Here is an 18,162-nt window from a genome sequence, read left to right as displayed (position 1 = left end):
CCCCATTGCCACGCTTACGGAACACCATGGAACTGGCCAAGAGTTTTGAGCCTGCGGAGATCGAACGCCGCTGGTACCCCGACTGGGAGTCGCGCGGCTATTTTGACGCCGGCCTCGACACCTCCAACAAAAACGCCTTCTGCATCCTGCTGCCGCCGCCCAACGTCACCGGCACGCTGCACATGGGTCATGGTTTCAACCAGACCATCATGGATGCGCTCACCCGCTATCACCGCATGCGCGGCGACAACACGTTGTGGCAGCCGGGCACCGACCATGCCGGCATCGCGACGCAGATCGTCGTCGAACGCCAGCTCGACGCGCAGGGCGTGAGCCGCCACGACCTCGGCCGCGAGAAGTTCCTCGAAAAGGTGTGGGAGTGGAAGGAATACTCCGGCGGCACCATCACCGGCCAGATGCGCCGCCTCGGCACCAGCCCGGACTGGAAGCGCGAGCGCTTCACCATGGACGAGGGCCTGTCGGTCACCGTCACCGAAACCTTCGTGCGCCTGTTCAACGAGGGCCTCATCTACCGTGGCAAGCGGCTGGTCAACTGGGACCCGAAGCTCGGCACCGCGGTGTCCGACCTCGAGGTGGTGCAGGAAGAAGAAGACGGCAAGCTGTGGCACATCCGCTACCCCTTCACCGACGGCCCGATCGGCGAGCTGACTGGCCTGACCGTCGCCACCACCCGGCCCGAGACCATGCTCGGCGACGTCGCCGTGATGGTGCACCCGGAAGACGAGCGCTACGCCCACCTCATCGGCAAGACCGTGCGCCTGCCGCTGACCGAGCGCGACATCCCGATCATCGCCGACGACTATGTCGACCGCGAGTTCGGCACCGGCTGCGTCAAGGTCACGCCGGCGCACGACTTCAACGACTACGCCGTCGGCCAGCGTCACGGCCTGGACATGATCGTCATTCTCAATCTGGACGGCACCGTGCCGGCCTGCGCCGAAGTGTTCGACACCAAGGGCCAGGCCAAGAGCACGGTCGCCCTGCCGACCAACGTCGCCGGGCTGGATCGCTTTGCTGCCCGCGCTGCCGTGGTGGCCGATCTCGACGCCGCCGGCGCGCTGGTCGAAACCGAGGCGCACAAGCTGAAAGTGCCGCGCGGCGATCGCACCAATGTGGTCATCGAGCCGATGCTCACCGACCAGTGGTTCGTCGCCATGACCAAGCCGGGCAATGACGGCAAGAGCATCACCCAGAAGGCGCTCGACTGCGTCGCCTCCGGCGAGATCACCTTCTACCCCGAGAACTGGGTCAACACCTACAACCAGTGGCTCAACAACATCCAGGACTGGTGCATCTCGCGCCAGCTGTGGTGGGGTCACCAGATCCCTGCCTGGTACAGCGACGATGGCCGCGTATGGGTGGCCCGCAACGAAGCCGACGCTGTCGCGCTGGCTGCGGCCGACGGCTACACCGGCACGCTCACGCGTGACGAAGACGTGCTCGACACCTGGTACTCCTCCGCCCTGTGGCCATTCTCCACGCTGGACTGGACCGCCGAGTGGCCGGCCAAATCCAACGACGCGCTCGACCTCTACCTGCCCTCGACAGTGCTGGTTACCGGCTTCGACATCATCTTCTTCTGGGTCGCCCGCATGGTGATGATGACCCAGCAGATCACTGGCAAGATCCCCTTCAAGCATGTGTATGTGCACGGCCTGATCCGCGACGCGGAAGGCCAGAAGATGAGCAAGTCCAAGGGCAATGTGCTCGACCCGATCGACCTGATCGACGGCATCTCGCTCGACAAGCTGGTTGAAAAACGCACCTTCGGCCTGATGAATCCCAAGCAGGCTGCCAGCATCGAGAAGAAGACGCGCAAGGAGTTCCCCGAAGGCATCCAGGCCTTCGGCACCGACGCCCTGCGCTTCACCTTCGCCTCGCTCGCCAGCCCGGGCCGCGACATCAAATTCGACCTCGCCCGCTGCGAGGGCTACCGCAACTTCTGCAACAAGCTGTGGAACGCCACCCGTTTCGTGCTGATGAACACCCAGGACCAGGATTGCGGTCTGGGCACTGACATCGCCTGCGACGCCAGCGTGCTCGATTTCTCCTTTGCCGACCGCTGGATCGTCTCCAAGCTGCAGCGCACCGAAGCCGAGATCGCCCAGCACTTCGCCGACTACCGCTTCGATCTGCTCTCCAAGGCCATCTACGAATTCGTCTGGGACGAGTACTGCGACTGGTATCTGGAGCTCGCCAAGGTGCAGATCCAGACCGCTCAGTTGGCAAACTCGGAGGCCCAGCAGCGCGCCACCCGTCGCACCCTGCTGCGCGTGCTCGAAACCGTGCTGCGCCTGGCGCACCCGGTGATGCCCTTCATCACCGAAGAGCTGTGGCAGACCGTGGCGCCCATGGCCAAGCGCCGCGATACCGAGTCGCTCATGCTCGCCCGCTACCCGCAGGCCGACCTCAGCCGCATTGACGAAGCCGCCGAAGCGAAAGTGGCCGAGCTCAAGGGCATGATCTACGCCTGCCGCAACCTGCGCGGTGAGATGAACATCTCCCCCGCCCAGCGCATGCCGCTGATCGCCGCCGGCAACACCGACACGCTGACTGCCTACGCGCCCTACCTCGCCGGGCTGGCCAAGCTGTCGGAGGTTCAGGTCGTCACCGACATCAGCGCCGATGAGCTGGCCCCGGTCGCCGTGGCCGGCGACTTCCGGCTGATGCTCAAGGTCGAGATCGACATCGCCGCCGAACGCGAGCGCCTCACCAAGGAGATCACCCGCCTCGAAGGCGAGATCACCAAGGCCGAAGGCAAGCTCGCCAACGAGAGCTTCGTGGCCCGCGCCCCGGCCGCCGTGGTGGATCAGGAACGCGCCCGTCTGGCCGGCTTCCGCGACACCGTCGCCAAGCTCAAGCCGCAGCTAGACAAGCTACCCGCCGCCTGAGTCCCATCCCCGGTTCTGGCACCTGCCGGAACCGGGGCGTTTTTCTGCGGTCGGACTAGCATCAACTTGACGAGATCAACGCATGCCGATCCCCTGGCTCGCCGCCGCCAAAATCATCCCCTGGACAGAGGTCATCGCCGCCGCCCCCGGCATTGCCCGTGGCGCGCGCGATCTGTGGAAGCGCACCAAGGCGCGCGACGAAGCCCAGGCCGCGCCTGATACCGTCATCGACGACCCGGTCGCCCGGCTGGCGGCCCTGGAACGCTGCATGGCCGACCTGACGCAGGAAGCGGAACAACGCTCCGAACTCATCGCCCAGCTCGCCGAACAGAACGAACGCCTCGTCGCCACGCTCGACCGCCAGAAGCGCAACACCCAATGGGCACTCGGCCTGGCCATCGCTGCGTTGCTCGGGCTGGCGGTCGTTCTGATGACCGCCTAGCGGGGCTTAGCCAACGCGCCGCTTCACGAAGTGGTTCACCAGATACGTCAGCACCGTGTCGCCGTGCTGATTCACCGCCACATACTTCAACTTGAGAATGCCGCGATCGGGCTTTGAGCGCGACGGCGTCACCTCAAGCACCGCCACTTCGGTATGCAGTGTGTCGCCCGGGCGCACCGGCGCCAGCCAGCGCAGCTCATCGATGCCCGGCGAGCCCATGCTGCACGCGGCCAGCAGACCGCTCTGGATGAACAGCCGGAAAGACAGCGACAGCGTCTGGAAGCCGCTGGCGATCAGCCCGCCATAGAGCGACTCGGCCGCCGCGTTCACATCCAGGTGAAAGGCCTGCGGGTCGTACTGGCTGGCGAAGTCGATGATCGCCGCTTCGGTCAGCGTGAAACCGGGCGAGCAGAAGCGCTCACCGACAGAGAAGTCATCCAGATAGCGCGCTTCTGTCATCAGAAAACCTCCGGCAAGGCCCCTCCGTCCGGTGGCGGGCCGCTAAAGCAGAATGTGATCGACCGGCGCCAGCGGTTCCGGCACCGGCTCGTCGAGCGCCTCGGCGATCGAGATGTCGACAGTGCGGCAAATCGCGTCGAGCGACAAGGCATTGGCCGTCTCGCCGAACGGTTGCTCGAGCTCCTCGGCCAAGGCGTCGAGGCCAAAGAAAGTGTAGGCCACGATCGCGGTAAACAAGGGCGTAAACCAGCCCATCGACCCCACCAGGCCGAAGGGCAACAGATAGCAATACAGATAGGCGGTGCGATGCACCAGCAAGGTATAGGCATACGGCAGCGGCGTGCGGCAAATCCGCTCAGAGGCAGCCTGCACCTCAGCCAGCCCGGTCAGCCGCTCATCGAGAATCCGCAGCCCCTGGCCATCGATGCAACCGGCCTCAAAGCAGCGACCGAGCGAACGCCCCGCTTCCCGCAAACAATAGTCCGCGGGGTTCTGCGCGGCCAGCGCATTGGCGGCGCGCGCTTCACCCAGCACCGCTGCCACCTCATCACGTACATCGCGCTCACGCAGACCGCCCCTCAGGGCATGCCCGAAGGCCGACAGCCACACCAGCAGTTCGCGCCGCTCGGGATGCGTCGCACCCAACAGCGCCTCGCTCACCCGAACCAGGCTGCGCACTTCATAGACCATCCGGCCCCATTGCTTGCGTGCCTCCCACCACCGATCGTAGGCCGCGTTGTTACGAAAGCCGAGAAAAAGCGACAACGCAATGCCGAGGAGGGTAAAGGGGCTGGTGGTGTATTGCGCGACATTGGCAAAGTGGCTGCTGTGCACCGCGGCGACCATGAGGCCGAACATGCCTGCACACAGCACCTGCGGAAAAATGCGCGGCAACACCGAACCTTGCAGGGCAAACAACAACGCCAACGCGTTCTGGCGCTTTCGTACGATCATGGCAAAAACTTGATCCATGGCAATTGTGCGGAGGAACGGCATACTGTCACAACTGGCGAAAAAAATCCCGCCACGGCGCCTGGCGACAGCAGGACAGGGTAACGGCCGCTTGCCCGCACGCCGGTTCAATGCCAACATCCGCCTCTCATGGAATCGCTTCTCAAACCCCTCATTACGCTGCTCGCTATCGTCAATCCGATCGGCGTGGTGCCCTTCTTCATCCACTTCACACGCAGCTTTTCGGAACGCCACCGCACCCAGACGGCGCGGGTCGCAGCGTTCTCGGCTTTTGTTGTGATCTCGCTCAGCGCCCTGCTGGGTTTGCAGATCATCGGTTTCTTCGGCATTTCGCTGGCCTCTTTCCAGGTGGGCGGTGGCCTGCTTCTGCTGATGAGCGCCATCCAGATGCTCGGCGCCGAACCGGCCGAATCCAAACCGCAAGACATCGACGAAGGCGCCCACCGCGCCGACGCGGGGTCGAGCATTGCCGTCGTGCCACTCACCATCCCGCTGCTCACCGGCCCGGCCACCATCTCGACGATGGTGATCTATGCCGAAAAAACCGTGAAATGGTGGGAGCTTGGCGTGCTGGTGCTCTACGGCGTCATCGTCGGCCTGGTCACGCTCGCCGTGTTTTCAGCCGCCGAGCGCATCGGCCGCTTCCTCGGCCAGACCGGCATCAACGTCATGACCCGCCTGATGGGCCTGATCCTGGCGGCGATTGCCGTCGAAGTCATGGCCGACGGCCTCACCACCCTCTTCCCCGGCCTGCTCGGCTAAGCGCCGTCCGGTCGTCTATCCTCCAAAGAACGCGTCCGTCATGACGCGGGTGTCGCGTGGCCGGTGCCAGGGCGCAGCCGCCGACCTTTGGAGGATTCTGTTGAGAAAGTTTCTGGCCGTCTGCCTGATGGTGATCCCGCTCGCGCTATTCGCGCTGGTCTTGGGCGTGGAGCTCACGCAGAACAAGACGTTGCTGACCACGACCGCCGGGCAACTCGCCAGTGCAGATGTCCGCCAGCACGATTACCTCGCTGTCCATGGCGGCACGATCGCTCTGGATGGGCCGTACCTGCCCCAACGTGTCTCACACGCCGACTACGTCCCCGTCTTTGCCATCGCGGCCGACGGCACCGCCTCCGCCCACCCCAGCTTCATTGCCATCATGCCGGCCGGCACAATGGCCGGGCTGCTCCAGCCGCCGGCCAGCTCCGACGCCCTGCGGCGGGTCGACATTCTTGGCATGCACGACAGCAGTTGCGGCAAACTGACAAAAACCAGTCTCCCCACCAGCCCGGCGCTGCCCTGCATCACCCACGGCAAGCATCCGCATGACACGCTCGGTATGCTGATCGCCAGCAGCGTCATGCTCCTGCCTTTCGCCGGCCTTGGCCTGTGGCTATGGCGACGCCGTGGCCCTGTCGCCGTCCCGCATCCGCCGCCGGGCTGCCTGATCAAGCTGGGCAAGGCGGTGATGGTGGCGTTGATCTTCGGCGCCATCGCCGTCGCCAAGCTGGGCGACGATGTCTTGCCCCCGCTCGCCAAGACCGCCCCGCACCTGGGCAACACGGCGCCTGCCGCCACCAAGGTGCTGGACACCCTGCGCGCCTATCTGGGCAGTGAAAGTTTCGCCGCCGACACAGTGAACTACGGCTACAAGCTGGCTTCGTTGAAGAAGAACCTCGACACACTCAACATCCAGCCCGGCGACACGCTTGAAGTGCAACTTGTCCAGCTCGACGCCGCCAGCATCTACACCCGCGACACGCTGGGCGCGTTTCGCCGGCGCGCCGCCAACGCGCTGATCGATCACCAGATTTACCTCAACGGCGAGCTCGTCGGCGGACAGTTCTCTACTGCCGACACGACCGACCACTGGCACGCATTGGCGATGCGCCAACGCGAACCGGGCGGACCAGTCGAACTGATTGCCGAACAAACGGTGCACACCGAAAAGGGCGAGCGCCGTTTACGCGTGGCCGGCGAAATCGAATTTCTCGAAGGCGATGCCGCCGCCTACCAGCGTGGCGACAAGGTGGTGTTTCGCTATACCGGGCCCGCGCTGCAGCAAGTCGCCCAGAGGCGCGAGGAAATCTTCCGTGCCGTCGGCCGCAATCCGCGCCTCGCGTTCGCCATGTCAAATGTGTTGTTCACCGCCGAACGCGACATCCTCGTCGCCCGCGCAACCGGCCCCGATCGGCGCAGTTTCACCCCCTGAACGCCCGCCGGTCGGAAAATGCCAATCGGTTGATCCAGCGCAACGAGTGCACCGCCCATCGCGCGAAGATAGACATGAACCCACTGCCTCGGCGCCAATCGCCCGCGGTAGTGCGACGCTCCTTGTCTCGCCCGGTGTATCGGGCGTCAGACGCAATCTGTGGAGGTGAATCATGCGACCACGATATTCCCTGCTCTCAACAGCACTGCTCGCCGCGGCAATCAGCCTATCTTTCGCGCTGCCCGCTCACGCACAAACCCCGCCACCGCGGGGCCCGGCACCGTTCGCAGCCTATGACCAGAATGGCGACGGCGCGGTCACCGAGGCCGAATTCAACGCCTTCCGCGCCAGTCGGCAGGCGGCCGCGGCGGCCGAGGGCCGGCCCATGCGTGGCGCTGCCAACGCGCCCGCGTTCAACAGCCTCGACACCAACGGCGACGGCAGCCTGAGTCCGTCTGAGTTGGCGGCCGGTCAGGCCATGCAGTTCCAGAACCGTCCCGGTGGCGGGATGGGACCGGGTGGCGGTCGCGGACCGGGTGCAGGCATGGGGCCGGGCGGTGGCATGGGCCAGAACCAGCCCGCATTTGCCGATTTCGATCTGAACGGTGACGGCAGGATCCTGCCCGACGAACTCACCCAGGCGCGCAACCAGCGCATAGGCGAGCGCGCTCAGCAGGGCTACCAGATGCGGGGCTTGGCCAATATGCCAGCCTTTTCTGAGATGGATACCGACGGCGATGGTGCGATCAGCCAGGCGGAATTCGCTGCCCACCAGCAAAGCCGCCGACCTGCTCCGCCCGCACAGTGACGCGGCATGCTGAACACAGCACGAATGCCAAGGCATCCGTGCTGTGTTCAGCCTAATCCGACTTGAATCCCGCCTTGACGTGACTGCCGTCGCAAAAGGGCTTGTTCTTCGACGTGCCACAGCGACACAGCGCCACCGTCGTCCCCTGCCAGGCCAGACGGCCGCTTGCCGCGTGCACGCTCAGATTGCCCTTGAACAAGAGCGGGCCATCCTTGAGCGGCGTGATCTGCAGCGACCCGCCCGAGCCAATGGCCGAATCACCCCGCTCGCCCACCGCGCCGTAATCCTTGAAGTCCGCCGCTTCATGGCTGTTGTCGCAAAATGGCTTGTTCTTGGACGCCCCGCATCGACACAGCGCGGCCCGAAACTGCAGGCCCGGCTGCGCCGCCGGATCGACGCCGTCGATATGCAGGTCGCCATGCACGAACAGCGGCCCGTTGCAGGCCACGAACACCGTATTCGCCCCCGGCGCGACCTCCGCCGCACCGCCGCCCTTGTCGCGATAGGCCAGTGCGCCGCTCGGGCAGCGCTCGACAATCTGTTTCGCCTCGTCGGTATCTGACAGATCCGGCTGACACCATGGCTTTCGCCCGCCGACAAACAGCTCACCCGCCGCCTGCCCGCACTCGGCCACATGGATACACAGACGGCTGTCCCACGTCACATCGAGGGTTTTGCCGGAGAACATCAATGGCTTCGCTCTGCTGCTCATTGCGCACGCTCCAAAGGTTCAGGCCCACTACCGCTATAGACCAGCACGCGCACCGACGCGAATTCAGACAGAGAACGCCTGCCAGATCAGGCGCAAGGCCAGCAGCGTCAGAATGACATCAAAGATTTTGGCGAAATGTTTGTCCTGCATGCGTTTGAGCAGATGCAGGCCGATCCAGGTGCCGATCGCACCGCAGGCGATCATGGCGCCGATCAGCGGTAGCAGCGCACTCAGATCGAAGCCGGCCTCCTGAAACACAACGGCCTTCATCCCGTGCTGGAAGGACATCGCCGCCGAAAAGGTCGCCACGGTCGTGAAGCGATCACGATGAATCTGCTTGATGAACGCGCCCACCAGCGCCCCCGTGGCACCCACAAACAGCGACACAAAGGTGGTTACACCGCCCGCCACGGCAATGCCTGGTCGGCTCAGCACCAACCTGGGCAGCCGCGGCCCCCAGCACAGATAGAGAATGAAGCCGGCGATGCTCAAATACATGGTTTTTGGCGGCAGATTGACCAGCACCGCCGCGCCAATCAGCGCACCAACCAGCGCGCCCGGCAAAAAGACACCCAGCGTCCGCCAGTCGATATGCCGCCAGCTCATCAGCGCGCGACCCCCGTTCGACCCGAGCTGCACCACACCATGCACCGGAATGATCACCGCCGGTGGCAAAACCTGCGCCATGATCGCCAGCAGCATGATGCCGCCACCAGCCCCAAGACTCGCGGTCAGCGTCGAGGTGACGCAGGCACTGACAAGCAACAGCAGCACCACAGCCATCGACAGATCACCAAACACGGACAGAGACAGGCTCACAGCGATGACTCGAGGCGGAAAACCCGCATTCTACGGGGCGCGCCAGCCCCCGACCAGTCAGGCTCACTCGTGGCGCAAGGCGTCGATCGGATCGAGCCGCGCTGCGCGCCGCGCCGGAAAGAAGCCGAACACCACGCCGATCAAGGCCGAGATACCAAAGGACAACAGATTGATGGCCGGATCAAACAGATACGGGATACTCATCAGCGACGACAGCCCGATCGACGCGCCGGTGGCCAGCGCCACCCCGATCAACCCGCCAAGGCTCGACAGCACCACCGCCTCGATCAGAAACTGCAGCAACACCTCGTGCTCCAGCGCGCCAATGGCCAGACGGATGCCGATCTCGCGGGTGCGCTCGGTGACCGACACCAGCATGATGTTCATGATGCCGATGCCGCCCACCAGCAGGCTGACCGCCGCCACTGCGCCGAGCAGGGTCGTCATGATGCGGGTGGTGGTCGACAGCGTCTGGGCGATCTGCTTGGTGTCGAGCACGTTAAAGTTGTCGTCCTCGTTGGCGCCGATCTTGCGCCGCTCGCGCAGCAGGGTCTCGACCCGCGCCTTGACCGCATTGGTGGCGTTGCCGTCGCTGGCCGACACCAGCAGCGTGCGCACATCCTGATCGCCGGTCAGACGGCGCTGCACCGTGCGAATCGGCATCACAATGGTGTCGTCCTGGTCCGAACCGAAGGCCGACTGCCCCTTGGCGGCCAGCACGCCGATCACCTGGCACGAGAAGTCTGCCACCCGCATCGACTCGCCCAGCGGGTCGCCGCCGCCAAACAGCTCGCGCTGCAAAGTGGCGCCGATCACACACACCGCCTTGCCACCGCGCTCCTCGGCCTCGGTGAAGATCCGGCCGCCGTTCAGCGTCCAGCCCGCCGCGGTGAAGTAGTCCCGCGTGCTGCCGGTGGCCACGCTCGACCAGTTGCGCGCGCCCACCACCACCGACACCGCCTTGCGCGTCTCCGGCGCCACGGCCTTGACGCCCGACACCTGTGCCGCGATGGCTTGCACATCAGCCACTTTGAACATCGGCGCCCCGGCGCTGCCGCCCGGGCCGATGCGCTGGCCGGGCCGCACCATCAACAGGTTGCTGCCCAGGCTGGCCACCTGGTCGGAAATCGACCGCGTCGCCCCGTTGCCGAGCGTGACCATGGTAATGACTGCCCCCACGCCGATGACGATGCCGAGGATGGTCAAGAAGGAGCGCAGCAGGTTGCGGCGGATCTCGCGCAGTGCGAGCAGGAAGGTATTCCAGATCATGCGCCCACCTCCGCCACCGGTGTGCGCGAGTCGCGATCGACCCGGCCATCGACAAAATGCACCTGCCGATGCGCATACGCCGCCATCTCCGGCTCGTGGGTGACCATCAGAATGGTGATGCCGCGCTGACGGTTAAGCTCGGAGAGCAACGCCATGATCTCGCGGCTGCGCTGGCTATCGAGGTTGCCAGTCGGCTCGTCGGCCAGCAACACCGCCGGATTGGTAACAATGGCGCGGGCAATGGCCACGCGCTGCTGTTGCCCGCCCGAGAGCTCGGCCGGCGTGTGGTCTTCCCAGCCGTCGAGGCCGACCTGGGCCAGCGCGGCGCGCGCCGCCGCGTGGCGCCGAGCCACCGGCTCGCCGCGGTAGAGCAGCGGCAGCTCGACATTCTCCAGCGCCGAGGTGCGCCCCAGCAGATTGAAGCCCTGGAACACAAAGCCGAGAAAATGCCGCCGCAGCAAGGCGCGCTGGTTGCGGTCCATGGTCTCGACATGCACGCCCTGAAATTCGTAGCTGCCGCTGGTGGGCGTATCGAGGCAGCCGAGGATGTTCATCACCGTCGACTTGCCCGAGCCGCTTGGCCCCATCACCGCCACGAACTCGCCGGCCTGGACGCTCAGGTCCACCCCGCGCAGCGCCTGAAAAGCCGCCGGCCCGCTGCCATACACCTTGGTGATGCCAGCCAGCCGGATCAGCGCCTCGGGCGTGTCGATCATGGTGTTCATCGTGCGCTGCTCACCGCTTCGGTGATCACCGCCGTGCCTGCAGGCAGATCGCCCGACATAATCTCGGTCACCCGGCCGTTGGTAGCACCGGTCTTCACCGTCACCGGCGTCGGCTGCCCGTCGCGCAGCATCCACAGCTGGCGCTCGCCGGCGGCTGGGTCCTTCAGCTTGACCGTCTTGGCCTGTCGCGGCGGGCGCGGCATCAGGCTCGACATGAGGCTCTGCTTGCGCTCGCCACGCGCCACCGTGGGTGTATAGCGCAGCGCCGCGTTCGGCACCAGCAGCACGCCAGTTTTTTCCAGTGTGGTGATCTCGGCGGTGGCGGTCATGCCGGGACGCAGGCTGAGGTCTTCGTTACTCACCTCCAGCGTGGTCAGATAGGTCACCACGTTGTCGGTGGTCGTCGCGCCGTAGCTCACACGGGTGATGTGCGCCGGATAGCGCCGGTCGGTGTAGGCATCGACGGTAAAGCTCGCCCGCTGCCCCTCCTTCACCTGGCCCACATCGGCCTCATCGACCTTCACCTGCAACTCCATTTTCGCCAGGTCTTCGGCCAGGGTGAACAGCGTGGCCACCTGCAAGGAGGCCGCCACGGTCTGGCCTGGCTCCACCGCGCGCGACAACACCACACCGTCAATCGGCGAGCGGATCGAGGCTTTGGAGAGATTGGTTTCGTTGGTACGCAGCGTGGCCTTGGCCTGCAGGACACCGGCCTGGGCACTGGCCAGATTGGCGCGCGCACGCGCCCGGGTCGCCTCGGCAGTTTCGAGCTCTGTTTTTGACGGCACCTTGCCGCCGGAGAGCTTGAATACCTCATGCAGCCGCGACAGGCTGGCGCCCGACTCCTGCACCGTGGCCTCGGCCTGGCGCACACCGGCTTCGGCCACTTTGACGGCCGCGCGGGCATTGGCCACCTGGTCTTCAAGCTTCGACACATCCAGCCGGGCCAGCACCTGCCCTTTGCGGACACGGCTGTTGTCATCGACAAACACTTGCTCGATGGTGCCGGACAATTCACTGCCCACGTTCACCTGGTTGGTCGGCTGTAGCGTACCGGTGGCCGACACGGTGACCACCAACACCCCGGTCTCGACCGGGCTGCTCTGGTAGCGCACGGCCGTGGCCGTGCCATTGCCGGCGAGCAGCGCATAGCCGCCAACGCCGAGCACCAGCACCACGAGCGCGCCCAGCCACCAGCGGCCACGGCGGGGTTTCTGGGTGGTCACATCAAGGATGGCGGACGGCGCGATGGCCGCCGGCGTACCGAGTTTTTCGGGCGAATTCATGAGAGATTTCCCTGGGGGGTGTCTGCGGATTCAGTCAGATCGGCACGCGACCAGCCACCGCCCAGCGCCTTGTAGAGCTGGATCAGCGCGTTCAGCCGCTCACCCTCGGCGATGGCCAGGCTATCTTCGGTGCTGAGCAGACTGCGCTCGGTTTCGAGCACGGTGCGAAAATCGATCAGGCCACTGCGATACCGGTCGGCGGCCAACAGGTTGGCGTTGCGCGCTGCAGTACTGGCCGCGGCCAGGGCATTGCGCCGACGGGCGGTGTTGTCCAGCGCGGTGAGCGCGTTCTCGACGTCTTCCAGCGCCGCCAGCACGGCGCTGCGATAGGCTTGCAGACGTTGCTCGCGCACCGCGCTCTGCTGGTCGACCCGCGCTGCCAGCGCACCGCCGTCGAACAACACACCGCTGATGCCGGCGGCCAGCGAACGGATCACCGAGGCGCCATTGCCCAGCGCGCCGAAGGTGGCCGCCTCCAGCCCGATCGAGCCGGTGAGATTGAAGCCCGGGTAGCGCGCCGCCTCGGCCACGCCGATGCGCGCGGTCTCCGCCGCCAGTTGCCGCTCGGCGGCCTGCACATCGGGACGCTGACGCAGCCCCTCGGCGGGAATACCGACGGCGACGGCGGTTGGCAGCGCCGGCAGGTTGCCATCGGCCAGGCTCGCCTGCAAGCGGCCGGGCGCATCGCCCGTGAGCACCGCGAGATGGTTGGCGGCACTGACGATACTGGTCTGCAGGCTGGGGATTTGCGCGCGCGTCTGCTCGGCATTGGTGCGCGCCTGCTCCACATCCACCGAACTGGCCAACCCGGCCTGAGCACGCCAGTCGGTCAGCTGCAAGGTCTCGAGCTGGGTGGCGAGATTGCGGCGGGCGATATCCAGCCGCGCCTGGCTGGTACGCAGCGTCACATAGTTGAGCGCCACCTCGGCCGCCAGCGAGGCATGGGTGCTGGCCAGCGTCGCACGCGCCGCCTCGCGGTCGGCCTGCGCCGCCTCGACGCCACGACGCACGCCGCCGAACACGTCGAGCTCCCAGGCGGCATCGAAGCCGGCGCTCCAGCGCTCGCTCACTGAGGCGTCACCGTACCGGCTGGCGCTCGTCGCACCCGTGGCGCCGACATTCGGACCCTGCCCGGCCCGCGCCACGCGCTCCATCGCACGCGCGGCCTGCAGCGCCGCGCGGGACGATTGCAGATCGGGATTGTTGCGCAGCGCCTGCTCGACCAGCGCGCTGAGCTCGGCATCGCCCAGCGCTTGCCACCAGCGCGCAATCGACTCGCTGTCGGTGGCGACAGCCAAGCTCGAGGTCGCATGCCAGGCCGCCGGCGCCGGCATGGCCGGGGCGACATAATCGGGCCCCAGCGTGGCGCAGCCGCTCAGCAGCAGCGCCAACAGGCCGGCGCCAAGCGTGCGGGGATGCAAAGGTCGCGAAGATGTCATGGCAGTGGCCGTCAAAAAGGGGTTCAGCCGAACACGTCGACTTGCAGGGTGCCGTCTTGTTTCCATCCCTGCAGCATCCCCTCGGCGTCATCGGCGGATACCTGGCCGTGGGTCTGGATAATGCCTAGCAGCGCGGCTTCCACCGACTGCCCCAGCGTGGCGGAGCGACCACACATGTACAACACGCCGCGATCCTCGGCCAGCCAGCGGTAGAGCTCGGCGCCCTGGGCGATCAGCCGGCGATCGATATAGGCACCGTCATCGGCATCGCGCGAGAAGGCGGTGTCCAGTCGGGTCAGCACGCCCTTGTCTTGCCAACGCACCAGTGCATCGCGGTAAAAGAAATCGCCCGCACGTTGGCGGTTGCCGAAAAACAGCCAGCTCGGGCCCGCCTTCAGGCTCGCCTCACGCTCCGAGAGAAAACCGGGAAACGGCGCAATGCCGGCGCCAGCGGCCACCAGAATCAGCGGTCGGCCCACGTCCTCGGGCGGATTGAACTGCGGATGCGCACGCAGGCTGGCGCGGATCTGCGCGCCTTCGGGCAAGTCATGGCAGAGATAGCCGCTCGCCGCGCCAACCCGCGTCTGGCCGGCCGCGTCGCGCCAGCGATGCAGGCTGACGGTGAGGCGGATCAGTGAATCGCCGACGCGCGAGGATGAGCCAATCGAATAGCAACGCGGAGCGGCCTCCGGCGTCGGTGCGATCAGCAATAGATCGCCCGGCCGGAATTCGGTTGTCGGGTCGCTGGGTGCAAAGCTCAGTTGCCAGGTCTCGGTCAGCCCAGCCACGGCCGGATCGTCCAGGCGCTGCCGTTCGACCAGGGTGAGCGACAGCACCTGATCCGCCGCCGGCGCTTCGACCGCCTCCAAGCGACGGCCAAGCAAGGTCGCGACGCGCCCCAGCCAATCCCGCCAGGCGCTGCCGGGCTCGCCATCGGCGCGCTCGATCGGCGCCAGTTCGCAGGCGCCCTGGCCCAACAAGGCGCCGCGCAACTGCTCGCCGCCGCCGCAGAAGTTCGCATAGCGCCGGTCGCCCAGCGCCAGCATGCTGAACCGACTGCCCGCCAGATCCGCGGCCGGCAATTGCTGCATGAAGCGACGCGCCGGATCGGGCAGCTCACCTTCGCCGGTGGTCGAGACGATCATCAAGGTCTGCTCGTATCCTGCAAGCGCGGCCGGCTGCAGCGCCTCGAGGGAGGCGCAGGCCACTTTCTCACCCGCCCGACGCAGCGCTTGCGCGGTCGCCTCGGCCAGGCGTGCCGCGGTGCCGGTCTGGCTGCCAAAGGCCACCAGCGTGGTGGCGCCGATGTCAGTGCTGCCCGCCGTTTGCTGACGACGGCGACGCCACCAGCCCCACGCGCCGGTCCCGGTGAGCCCGGCCAAAGCCAGCGCGCCAACAAAGCTGATACCGGCAGACCACGCGCCGCCCCAGGTACCTTCGTGCAGTTCATGCACCAGGCCCGGGCCCCCGCTCAGTCGGTTGACGCTGCCATCGGGCTGAACCATACGCACGACCTGACCGTCCGGGCCGGCAGTGAAAACGAGCGCGCTGCCGCCGCGGAAGCGTCGGGCCGACAGCACCGCAGCGCCATCGCCTTGCTCGGCCACGCGGGTAATCGCCGCCGCCAGCGCCACCGGTGGGCCGCCTTGCACTCGCGGCAACTCGGGGCCGCCAATGTGCAGGGCCATCAGCGCACCGGTCAGCGGCGCCAGCAGCACCAGCGGCAAGGCCAGCCAGCCGATGCCCAGATGCCAGCCGGCCAGCGTGTTGCGTAACCGTGGCAACCCGAGCAGCAGACCCATGACGATCAAGACCGTCATGGCATAGGCAGCGATCTCCACCACGATGCCGAGGCCGAGCAGCAGGTTTTTGTGCAGGTCGAGCACGACGGCAAAGACGTCGGGGCCCGGCTGCGAGGCGGTCAATTCACCGGTGGACAGCGCGTACTGGCCCGAGGGACCCACTGGATTCTTGGAGGTCACCCGCAAGGTGCTGGCATCGGGCGACACGATCACCCCGGTGGCTCGCCCGCGCGGATCGATCTTAATCAACGCCTCGGCGACCGTCTCGGCACTCACCGATACCGATGCCGCGGGCGCGGCGGTCAGCACTGGCTTGAGCGCCAGCACCGCGCCGGACAGGATGACCAGCACGAACACTGGCGTGAGCGCGAGCGCGATCCAGCGATGCAGCTGGCGCAGGACGGAGCGAAAACGAGCGACTGTCATGATTGACACCAGGAAACAGGTTTCGGTGCCGCGCATTGAGGCATTGATGCGCAGCGTCGTGAGGCCTGAAGTATGTCCCGCCCTCGGGTTAACCCAGGTCAATGCAGTGTAAAGGCAGGTAAAGCCAGGCCTGGCAGCGCGCGCAACACAGCGCTCGGCCAAAAAAATGCCACCCCGGAGGGCGGCATCATCGACAACACAACAGGCGGGATCAGGCCTTGGACGGGTCCACCGCCGACCTGGACGCCTTGAGGCGCTTCTGCCAGAAACTGGCATTCTTGATGCCCAGCGCGTCCGGATCGAAAACCGGCTCCTTGCCCGACTTCTTCTGTGACTCGTAGTCCTTCAACGCCAGCAGGGCCGGTTTTTGCAAAATCAGGATGGCCACGATGTTCAGCCACGCCATGATGCCCACGCCCACGTCGCCCAGATCCCAGGCCGCACCGGCAGTGCGTACCGAGCCGTAAGTCACTGCGGCCAACAAACCAATTTTCAGCACAAAATACAGCCAGCCGCGATGCACCTTGCGGTTGATGTAGGCGATATTGGTTTCGGCAATGTAGTAGTAAGCCACGATGGACGTGAAGGCAAAGAAGCTCAGCGCCAGCGCCACAAATGTCGAACCAAAGCCAGGCAGCATCGACTCGACCGCCGCCTGGGTATAGGCCGCGCCGGCTTCGACGCCGGGCAGATTGTTGACGATCGCCACGCCATCCGCGCCAATCACGTTGTACTTGCCGGTCGACAGCAGCATGAAGGCCGTCGCCGAGCACACGAACAAGGTGTCGATATACACCGAGAAGGCCTGCACAAAGCCCTGCTTGGCCGGGTGCGACACCTCTGCTGCAGCCGCCGCATGCGGGCCCGAGCCCTGACCGGCTTCGTTGGAATACACGCCGCGTTTTACGCCCCACTGCACCGCCAGGCCCAGCACCGCGCCAAAGCCGGCCTCAAGACCGAAGGCGCTCTTGAAGATCAACGCGATCATGCCCGGCACCTGCTCCACATTCAGCAGCACGATGACCAGCGCCACCAGAATGTAGGCCAGCGCCATGAAGGGCACCACGATCTCGGCGAACAGCGCGATGCGCTTGATGCCGCCGAAAATGATGAAGCCGAGCAAGACCACCACAAATGCCGCACTCACCGCCGGCTCGACGCCCCAGGCGGTCTGAATGCCCGAGGCAATGCTGTTGGCCTGCACGCCGGGCAGCAGCAAGCCCATGGCGATGGCGGTGGCTAGCGCAAAGATCCACGCATACCAGCTCTGGCCCATGGCCTTTTCGATGTAATAGGCCGGGCCGCCACGGTACTGCCCGTTGTCGTCTTTTTCCTTGTAGATCTGCGCCAGCGTCGATTCGATGTAGGCCGTGGACGCGCCCAGGAAGGCCACCGTCCACATCCAGAACACCGCGCCCGGACCACCAAAGGTGATGGCCGTCGCCACGCCGGCGATATTGCCAGTACCGACCCGGCCCGACAGCGCGATGGTCAGCGCCTGGAAAGACGACACACCGCTCTCGGAGCTGCGCCCTTCAAAGATCAGCCGAACCATCTCTTTGAAACCGCGCACCTGCATGAAACGCGTGCGGACCGAAAAATACAGACCCACGCCCAGACACAGATACACCAGCGCCGGGCTCCAGATATAGCTATTGAGGATGCTGACAAACTCGTTCACGCGGATTGACTCCTATCGGCCCGGGTCACGGGCACACGCGCCGACTCGGAAAGGTGGTCCGGGCCGGCACATCAAACAGAAGGATCTGCAACAGCCAATCGCTGTGGCAGATCCGGGCGAATCGCGGGGCCGTCAGATGGGAACGCCCCGCGGGGCCGCGATCCTACCCGATTTCGCTGCTCGGCTGACACCCTTGCACATCAAGGCGGCGAC

General features: G+C 65.7%; 15 protein-coding genes. 5 read left to right on the top strand and 10 right to left on the bottom strand.

All coding sequences use genetic code 11. The annotated features are described in order from the left end of the window. Nucleotides 1-26: 26 nt before the first annotated feature. Nucleotides 27-2,912, top strand: coding sequence for a valine--tRNA ligase (locus tag FHP91_RS05800; RefSeq protein WP_144308699.1), 2,886 nt, complete (start codon nucleotides 27-29; stop codon nucleotides 2,910-2,912). Between the two features lie 82 nt (nucleotides 2,913-2,994). Beyond that, a complete protein-coding gene (locus tag FHP91_RS05795; RefSeq protein WP_186300267.1) occupies nucleotides 2,995-3,354 on the top strand; it encodes a hypothetical protein in 360 nt (119 codons plus the stop codon). Between the two features lie 6 nt (nucleotides 3,355-3,360). Here FHP91_RS05795 and FHP91_RS05790 read toward each other — a convergent pair whose 3' ends face one another. Continuing rightward, a complete protein-coding gene (locus FHP91_RS05790; RefSeq protein ID WP_144308698.1) occupies nucleotides 3,361-3,813 on the bottom strand; it encodes a MaoC family dehydratase in 453 nt (150 codons plus the stop codon). A 42-nt stretch (nucleotides 3,814-3,855) separates the two neighbouring features. Continuing rightward, nucleotides 3,856-4,785: a bestrophin family protein gene (locus FHP91_RS05785; protein ID WP_246116229.1), complete on the bottom strand. Its 930-nt coding sequence runs from the start codon at nucleotides 4,783-4,785 to the stop codon at nucleotides 3,856-3,858. A gap of 129 nt (nucleotides 4,786-4,914) precedes the next feature. On the opposite strand from FHP91_RS05785, the gene FHP91_RS05780 reads away from it, so the two are divergent. The 3 genes from FHP91_RS05780 (at nucleotide 4,915) to FHP91_RS05770 (ending at nucleotide 7,790) form a co-directional block, all read left to right on the top strand. After that, entirely contained in the window at nucleotides 4,915-5,547 is a 633-nt protein-coding gene (locus tag FHP91_RS05780; protein ID WP_144308697.1) for a MarC family protein, read from the top strand. Nucleotides 5,548-5,647: 100 nt separating this feature from the next. Then, nucleotides 5,648-6,982, top strand: coding sequence for a hypothetical protein (locus FHP91_RS05775; protein WP_144308696.1), 1,335 nt, complete (start codon nucleotides 5,648-5,650; stop codon nucleotides 6,980-6,982). Between the two features lie 172 nt (nucleotides 6,983-7,154). After that, the gene (locus tag FHP91_RS05770; protein WP_144308695.1) at nucleotides 7,155-7,790 is read left to right on the top strand and encodes an EF-hand domain-containing protein; all 636 of its coding nucleotides are present in this window, start codon (nucleotides 7,155-7,157) and stop codon (nucleotides 7,788-7,790) included. Between the two features lie 52 nt (nucleotides 7,791-7,842). On the opposite strand, the gene FHP91_RS05765 is transcribed toward FHP91_RS05770, so the two are convergent. From FHP91_RS05765 to FHP91_RS05730, 8 genes are all read right to left on the bottom strand, one after another. Then, the gene (locus FHP91_RS05765; protein ID WP_144308694.1) at nucleotides 7,843-8,502 is read right to left on the bottom strand and encodes a CDGSH iron-sulfur domain-containing protein; all 660 of its coding nucleotides are present in this window, start codon (nucleotides 8,500-8,502) and stop codon (nucleotides 7,843-7,845) included. Between the two features lie 63 nt (nucleotides 8,503-8,565). Beyond that, entirely contained in the window at nucleotides 8,566-9,321 is a 756-nt protein-coding gene (locus tag FHP91_RS05760; RefSeq protein WP_222105124.1) for a sulfite exporter TauE/SafE family protein, read from the bottom strand. 63 nt (nucleotides 9,322-9,384) lie between these two features. Next, nucleotides 9,385-10,590, bottom strand: coding sequence for an ABC transporter permease (locus tag FHP91_RS05755; protein ID WP_144308693.1), 1,206 nt, complete (start codon nucleotides 10,588-10,590; stop codon nucleotides 9,385-9,387). After that, nucleotides 10,587-11,315, bottom strand: coding sequence for an ABC transporter ATP-binding protein (locus FHP91_RS05750; protein ID WP_222105123.1), 729 nt, complete (start codon nucleotides 11,313-11,315; stop codon nucleotides 10,587-10,589). Before FHP91_RS05750 ends, FHP91_RS05755 begins: the two co-directional genes overlap by 4 nt. Then, nucleotides 11,312-12,601 carry an efflux RND transporter periplasmic adaptor subunit gene (locus FHP91_RS05745; RefSeq protein ID WP_144308692.1) on the bottom strand — a complete coding sequence of 430 codons (1,290 nt, stop codon included), beginning with the start codon at nucleotides 12,599-12,601 and terminating at the stop codon, nucleotides 11,312-11,314. The genes FHP91_RS05750 and FHP91_RS05745 overlap by 4 nt, the downstream gene beginning before the upstream one ends. After that, entirely contained in the window at nucleotides 12,598-14,040 is a 1,443-nt protein-coding gene (locus tag FHP91_RS05740) for an efflux transporter outer membrane subunit (RefSeq protein ID WP_144308691.1), read from the bottom strand. The genes FHP91_RS05745 and FHP91_RS05740 overlap by 4 nt, the downstream gene beginning before the upstream one ends. Nucleotides 14,041-14,063: 23 nt before the next feature. Further along, the gene (locus tag FHP91_RS05735; RefSeq protein WP_186301455.1) at nucleotides 14,064-16,268 is read right to left on the bottom strand and encodes a PepSY domain-containing protein; all 2,205 of its coding nucleotides are present in this window, start codon (nucleotides 16,266-16,268) and stop codon (nucleotides 14,064-14,066) included. 211 nt (nucleotides 16,269-16,479) lie between these two features. Next, entirely contained in the window at nucleotides 16,480-17,949 is a 1,470-nt protein-coding gene (locus FHP91_RS05730) for an alanine/glycine:cation symporter family protein (RefSeq protein ID WP_144308689.1), read from the bottom strand. Nucleotides 17,950-18,162 lie beyond the last annotated feature (213 nt).

This window comes from Denitromonas halophila (genome assembly GCF_007625155.1).
Classification (GTDB): domain Bacteria; phylum Pseudomonadota; class Gammaproteobacteria; order Burkholderiales; family Rhodocyclaceae; genus Nitrogeniibacter; species Nitrogeniibacter halophilus.
The sequence above is the reverse complement of the archived record's forward strand: the minus strand, read 5'-3'. Positions and strand labels throughout refer to the sequence as shown.